Raw genomic sequence first — 5,802 nt, 5'->3', positions numbered from 1 at the left:
CAAGCGAATAATCAAGTTGCAGAACTTCAAAGCCGTCAGAATTCTGCGAGAACCTTAACGGCATCTGGAGGAGGGGGGAGTACAGGTCCACTTTCATGGGAAACGATGGACGCTATGACGGATAAAGAGTTTCAAGCGTGGTACAGTAATCCAAAGAACCGAGTGCTTATACGCAAATTGAGTGGTGCGGATGATGAAGATTAAGTGAAAGACTTTTAGAGAATAAGCCGCCTTTGGTGCGGGTTGGTGGTCCGGCTTTAAGCCGGTTTTTTTATAGCAAAGAAAGGTGAAATAAATGGCAACAACACATATAGGGATTAATGATCCCCATGCGTTAAAAACATGGGCGAGAATGCTTGATGCGGAGGTCTCCAAAGCAACTCCTATTGCTCCTTTGATGGGGCAGGATTCCAATAGCATTATTCAGGTGAAAACAGAGACGCAAAAAGGCAAAGGGGATTGTGTAACATTTAGTCTGCGAGCTCAGTTATCAGGACGTGGTGTGAGTGAGGGTGAAACCCTTGAAGGCAATGAAGAGGCACTCCAATTCCTTCATGATAAACTGTATATCAATGAACTTTATCATGGAACAAGAATTGCCAATGAAGGCACTATTGATAATCAGCGCACATTGTTTAATTTGCGCGAAGAAGCCAAAAACAGTTTATCAGATTGGTATGCGGACCGTTTGAGTTTGATGTTTTTCGTTCACGCTTGCGGTTATACAGCCAACAGGCTTAATTTTGAGGGAGAACTGGTTGATCTTGATCCTCTTTTTTGGGGCTTTAATGCACCGTTAGCTCCAAGTAGTAAGCGCATTGTGCGACCAGAAGCAAAAACCAAGGATGAAGATCTTACAGAAAAAGCCAAACACAGCTTTAATCTTAAATTGATAGATGAAGCGGTTCAGTGCGCTAAGCTAGCGAATCCTAAAATTAGACCGGTTCGTGTGAATGGCGAGAGTGTTTATGTGTTGTATTTGCATCCCATTCAGGTGACGCAATTGCGCACTAATACAGAGACGGGTCAATGGCTTGATATTCAGAAAGCCGCTTATACCGGTTCGCGTTCCAAAAACCCAATCTTTGATGGTTCTCTAGGCATGTATAATGGTGTGATTTTACGTGAATCAGAGCATGTCACCAATGGTGTTAAATCCACGGATAGTACACGTCTTGCAGGTGTGCGCCGTGCTGTTTTGCTTGGAGCGCAAAGTGTCGTTATGGCATTTGGTAAGAGTTACGGTAAGACCCGCTATAAAATCGAAGAAGAAACCTTCGACTACAAACGCGAATACGGTTTTGGAGTGCATACAATTATGGGCATGAAGAAAACGCGTTTCCAAATGCCCGGAAGAGCACAAGGAGCCCAAGATTTTGGAACGATAGTTATCCCCACCTACAGCGGTGAAGTTGAGTGATGAGGAAAGGAAATAGGACATGGTAGATGGCGTAACAGGACACTTACACGGCAGAGATCTTCATACACATCAGGTCAGTTTTTTGCGTTTGAATATCTCGCATAAAGATAAGCATTTGACACGCAAAATCGGGACTTTACCGCGTGGTGCAATGATCCTTTCGATTAAAGCGTTTGTGAAGACAGCGTTTTCAGAAGCGAAGTTGAAGATAGGAAGTACCTATGGGGGTAATGAGTTTAGTGAAAAGGACATCAAAGCCCAAGGTACGCAAGATTTTACATCAACCAACCAAAAAGAGTTTGTTCCAGAAGATCAAGAGCTTACGCTTTATGCAACACGGGATAAAACAACCGCGGCTGGAGAGTGTGTTGTGGTCGTGCAATTCGTGACCAATCGTTGAGAGGTATAGGGGAAGGCTTAATTCCCCTCACGATTTATGGAGCAGATTGTACAGAGAGTTGCAAATTAAGGGCAGATAAGACAGCGACTAAGGTAGAAAGTTTAGGGTCACCTGTTTTGCTTAAAGAGCGGTATAATCCACTGCGTTCGCGATTGGTTTCTTTTGCTAAGGCACTCATATTTTGTGCTCTAGCAACAATGCCAAGGGCATCCGCTATATGAGAGGCATCACCAGTTTTGAAGGCTTCATTTAAAAAGACTTCTTGAGATTCTGGTGTTGTGAGGTGTTTTTCAAAGTTAAAGGTTTTCAATTTCATTTTTAAGATCCTCTAAAAGAGATAAGGCTTTTTGAATATCACTGGATTGTGTGGATTTGTCACCACCACAAAGCAATATAATGATTTTATCGCCTTTTTTTGTAAAATAAATTCGGTAACCAGCACCATAGTGGATACGTAATTCACCTATACCATTAAAAAACTTTGCATCACCCAAAAGCCCTGAACGAATTCTATGAAGCCTTGCAAGAATTATATTAGCAGCTTTTCTGTCTTTAAGTTTTTCTAACCAGTTATCGAATTCATCTGTTGTTTTTATTATCGCTACCATCAGTGCATTATAATACACAAAATATATAATATCAATAGTAATAATTTTTACAGAAAGGTATTTTGATGACACGTCATTATATTCGGGTTAAGACCGGAGGACCGATACCAGTAAAGCGAGATGTTTATCGCCATAAGAGAACACTTTCGCACCTTGTGTCGGTCATCCAAGATGAGATTGATGACATAGCCGATGAGTATGTTCATCAAATCCAAGAAAGTATTTTTGCAGCCATTCGTTTTTGTGAACGAGAGACCTTTTACTTTAACGAAAGCCGTGATGTGGTGTTTGAGACACGGGCGGGACAAGGTGTTTATGATGCAAGCACTACCAGCCATATCGAAAGTGCTGTTAAAATCAAAAACGTTTATCTGAGTTCTGATCAACATCATAAGTTTGCCTTGGAATGTAAGGACCATGTTTCTTTAGAGCCTTTGTTATCATCAGAGCAGCAAGGAACGCCGATTTGTTACAGTTATTTTGATAGGAAATTACATCTTTATCCCACGCCGGATAGAGCCTATCAGATTCAACTCATTCTCTCTCCATTGCGTTTATCAGAGATAGAGAGTGTTGATGAGGAGCATCCATGGTTTGTGCATGCCTTTGATTTGATTAAGGCGCGTGCAAAATACGAACTTTACAAGAATATCCTTAAAGACCCCGATTGTGCAACGGCAGCTTACAATGACTTTAACGAACAGTTGCATGAATTGCGTGCAGAGACGTCTCAACGTCATAACGTGACCAGAATAATGCCAACGGATTTTTAAGATGGTTTATTTTCCCATTGCCGATTACAGACCGGATGTTGCGGTTGTCAACGGCAGTTTTACGGATAGCCTTGTGAATGTTTTGCCGGCAGATGGCGGTTACATACCCATGCCTAGTGCAATGGTTGTTTCTAATCCTTTGGAAGAAAAGCCCTTGGGTTCAATCGCCTTTAGAAGCGGTAATGGTGTAAAGATAATCGTAGGAGGCAAGCAAAAGCTTTACAGTTATGATAGTCAAACGAAAGGTTGGAAAGACATAAGCCAAAGTGGTGTGACCTATCATGCGCATGAGGATAATCAATGGTCGTTCGCTTTGTTTGGTCAAAGAATTATTGCGGTGAATAAAAATGATAAACCACAAGTTTTTAATACCCATAGTTCTGAACGATTTGAAGATTTAGGAGGCAATCCGCCGAAAGCAGGCTTGGTGAAGGTTTGGGGACCTTTTGTTTGTTTGATGCAATTGACAGATCACCCCAATCGCATTCATTGGTCTGGTTTGGAAGATGCAACCCATTGGACAGTTAAACAGAAAGATTGCGATTTTCAAGATTTTCCGGATGGAGAATATGTTCAAGGGGCAACAGAATCCACCAATCCCCTCATTTTTATGCGTTCTGCTATTTATGCAGGAACCTTTGTTGCGGGTTCTAAGATTGTATTTACGTTTCAAAAGATACAAGACAAGCGAGGAGCCCGCAGTGCAGCCTCTATAGCATGTCGAGGGAGTGATGCTTTTTTTGCAGGTGATGGTGGTTTTTATCAGATGAGTTTGGATGGTCAACTTTTACCGATAGGTTTTGAAAAGGTTGATAGAACGGTTTTTAAAACATTTGATAAGTTTGCTCTTGATGAGATGCAAGGAGTTATAGACCCCATTGATAACCGGATTTATTGGTCCTTAAAAAGAGGCAATAACGAACAAACCACCTTTGTTTATGATTGGGGCTTGCAGAAATGGTCGACGCTACAGGGAAAGATTTTCACGTTGTTTCCAGTGTTTACAACAGGTTATACTTTAGAACAGTTAGATGAGATTTCGCTCAATCTTGAGGCATTGCCTGCTTCTTTAGACAGCCCCCGTTGGCAAAGTGGCGCTCCAATGCTTGGTGCTTTTGATGAAAACAATCGGCTTGTTATGTTTACAGGAGCCCCGATGGAGGCAACGGTTGTTTCGCAAGAGATGGGGGCGCCTGATGGAAGTTTTAACTTTATCACGAAAATGTTTGCCGAAGTTGATACAACACAAGGTCTTTTAAGCATAGGGGAACGTCGTCTTCGCAATAATCAGACGCCGATCACATGGCATAAGGAGAGGGTGTGTTCGTATGTCACGGGCGCTTATCATGGGCGTTCGCGCAATCGTTATCACCGGTTTAAATTGCGCATTCCTAAGAATGAACCTTGGACGATGATAATAACGCATTATATATAAAAATACAATAAAGTCAATGGTTTGAGTAAAATTATTTTATAAGAATCCACTTAAGAATCCACACTTTTATGCATGATTCATTTGACCATTTTTTATATAAGATTGCCATGTATGAATAGACTATAAAAAGCAAATCATAAAGAAGTTTAAGAAGAAAAAACAACTTCAAAATGTCCTTCAAGCGTTTTAACTTCTTTCGGATTAACAATAATCTTGATATCGTTTCCCAATTTTGCCAAACACTCAAGCATTTTCATTTCACCAATTCCTCGAAATTCTCCACTTAAGAGTTTAGACAATTTGGGTTGAGTCATTTTCAAAAGTTGACTAGCCTGTTTTTGTGTTAAGTTCTTTTCTTTCAGAATTTGACTAATCTTATGAGCAAGTTGCGCTTTGATAAGCATCTCTCTGGAATCTGAAAAGCCAAGATCCGCATAAACATTGGAACTACCGTGAAAAACATTGATCATTTTAATTCCCTTCTAATTGTTCTGCTAACTTGAGACGTTCTTTGATCAGATTAACGTCTGGTTTTGGTGTTGCAATGCCACGGGTCGATTTTTTCTGAAAACAATGCAACACATAAAGAGATTTTTTATATTGTATCGTATAAACAGCGCGATAAGTTCCTTGAATATCGCGTTCAATAATTTCTAGAACATTGGCAGATCCAAACCCCTTGAGAACCTTAACATTTTCTCCTCTATCTCCTATCTGAGCAAGATAAAGAGCATAACCAATCCTTTGTTGAATAAGATCAGGAAGACTTTTTATATCTTTGAGTGAAGAACCAAGCCATATGATACGTTTTATTTTACTCATGATTACTAATATACCCATATGGGTATATTTTCAAATGTTTATTTTAATTTTGTGATTTTTTAATAACTATTATTAATAAAATTGACTTGATAAAAATGGTAACAAAAAACCATAATTGTTTATTTATCTTATGAAAAGCTGCTTTTAAAAACCAATGCTCGTAAATGTAAAAAACCGTTTTGTTATAAGATATTCACTTAATATGCATGTTCTTTTGATTGGATTGTTAAAGCTACCGAGCGTTTTGATTTGTTTGATAGCAATGAAAAGCGTTTTATAGGCTCTCTCATTCAAATGAGTGATTAAAGATCACATGCACATTTACGTTTCTTTTGATAAGTTTT

8 protein-coding genes and 1 pseudogene are annotated in these 5,802 nt (G+C 39.6%); 5 read left to right on the top strand and 4 right to left on the bottom strand.

The features are described from left to right. The 3 genes and pseudogenes from ACFIKD_RS08645 to ACFIKD_RS08635 form a co-directional block, all read left to right on the top strand. Positions 1-204, top strand: a pseudogene (locus ACFIKD_RS08645) (hypothetical protein); the annotation flags it as partial. Positions 205-295: 91 nt separating this feature from the next. Continuing rightward, positions 296-1,420 (top strand): N4-gp56 family major capsid protein, encoded by a 1,125-nt coding sequence (locus ACFIKD_RS08640; protein WP_375647773.1) that lies wholly within the window; start codon positions 296-298, stop codon positions 1,418-1,420. Positions 1,421-1,439: 19 nt separating this feature from the next. Then, positions 1,440-1,820, top strand: coding sequence for a hypothetical protein (locus ACFIKD_RS08635; protein ID WP_375636648.1), 381 nt, complete (start codon positions 1,440-1,442; stop codon positions 1,818-1,820). 34 nt (positions 1,821-1,854) lie between these two features. Here the strand turns inward: ACFIKD_RS08635 and ACFIKD_RS08630 are convergent, their stop codons facing one another. Together ACFIKD_RS08630 and ACFIKD_RS08625 are read right to left on the bottom strand one after the other, a co-directional pair. Next, positions 1,855-2,136: an addiction module antidote protein gene (locus tag ACFIKD_RS08630; protein ID WP_273788712.1), complete on the bottom strand. Its 282-nt coding sequence runs from the start codon at positions 2,134-2,136 to the stop codon at positions 1,855-1,857. After that, positions 2,117-2,428: a type II toxin-antitoxin system RelE/ParE family toxin gene (locus ACFIKD_RS08625; RefSeq protein WP_017196508.1), complete on the bottom strand. Its 312-nt coding sequence runs from the start codon at positions 2,426-2,428 to the stop codon at positions 2,117-2,119. Before ACFIKD_RS08625 ends, ACFIKD_RS08630 begins: the two co-directional genes overlap by 20 nt. A 65-nt stretch (positions 2,429-2,493) precedes the next feature. On the opposite strand from ACFIKD_RS08625, the gene ACFIKD_RS08620 reads away from it, so the two are divergent. After that, complete coding sequence (locus ACFIKD_RS08620) at positions 2,494-3,201, top strand: hypothetical protein (protein ID WP_375647772.1); 708 nt, start codon at positions 2,494-2,496, stop codon at positions 3,199-3,201. A 1-nt stretch (position 3,202) separates the two neighbouring features. Further along, a complete protein-coding gene (locus ACFIKD_RS08615) occupies positions 3,203-4,636 on the top strand; it encodes a hypothetical protein (protein WP_375645085.1) in 1,434 nt (477 codons plus the stop codon). A gap of 146 nt (positions 4,637-4,782) precedes the next feature. Here the strand turns inward: ACFIKD_RS08615 and ACFIKD_RS08610 are convergent, their stop codons facing one another. Next, positions 4,783-5,106: a helix-turn-helix domain-containing protein gene (locus tag ACFIKD_RS08610; protein ID WP_375647771.1), complete on the bottom strand. Its 324-nt coding sequence runs from the start codon at positions 5,104-5,106 to the stop codon at positions 4,783-4,785. A 1-nt stretch (position 5,107) separates the two neighbouring features. Continuing rightward, positions 5,108-5,458, bottom strand: coding sequence for a type II toxin-antitoxin system RelE/ParE family toxin (locus ACFIKD_RS08605; RefSeq protein WP_034452165.1), 351 nt, complete (start codon positions 5,456-5,458; stop codon positions 5,108-5,110). Positions 5,459-5,802 lie beyond the last annotated feature (344 nt).

Source organism: Bartonella sp. CR84HXZ (assembly GCF_042194535.1).
Lineage (GTDB): Bacteria > Pseudomonadota > Alphaproteobacteria > Rhizobiales > Rhizobiaceae > Bartonella > Bartonella grahamii.
This window is presented reverse-complemented; position numbering and strand designations above follow the sequence as displayed.

What these genes read in the sequence shown, in the direction of transcription:
- ACFIKD_RS08640 (WP_375647773.1), top strand. Translation starts at nt 296, where the DNA reads ATGGCAACAACACATATAGGGATTAATGATCCCCATGCGTTAAAAACA.
- ACFIKD_RS08635 (WP_375636648.1), top strand. Translation starts at nt 1,440, where the DNA reads ATGGTAGATGGCGTAACAGGACACTTACACGGCAGAGATCTTCATACA.
- ACFIKD_RS08630 (WP_273788712.1), bottom strand. Translation starts at nt 2,136, where the DNA reads ATGAAATTGAAAACCTTTAACTTTGAAAAACACCTCACAACACCAGAA.
- ACFIKD_RS08625 (WP_017196508.1), bottom strand. Translation starts at nt 2,428, where the DNA reads ATGGTAGCGATAATAAAAACAACAGATGAATTCGATAACTGGTTAGAA.
- ACFIKD_RS08620 (WP_375647772.1), top strand. Translation starts at nt 2,494, where the DNA reads ATGACACGTCATTATATTCGGGTTAAGACCGGAGGACCGATACCAGTA.
- ACFIKD_RS08615 (WP_375645085.1), top strand. Translation starts at nt 3,203, where the DNA reads ATGGTTTATTTTCCCATTGCCGATTACAGACCGGATGTTGCGGTTGTC.
- ACFIKD_RS08610 (WP_375647771.1), bottom strand. Translation starts at nt 5,106, where the DNA reads ATGATCAATGTTTTTCACGGTAGTTCCAATGTTTATGCGGATCTTGGC.
- ACFIKD_RS08605 (WP_034452165.1), bottom strand. Translation starts at nt 5,458, where the DNA reads ATGAGTAAAATAAAACGTATCATATGGCTTGGTTCTTCACTCAAAGAT.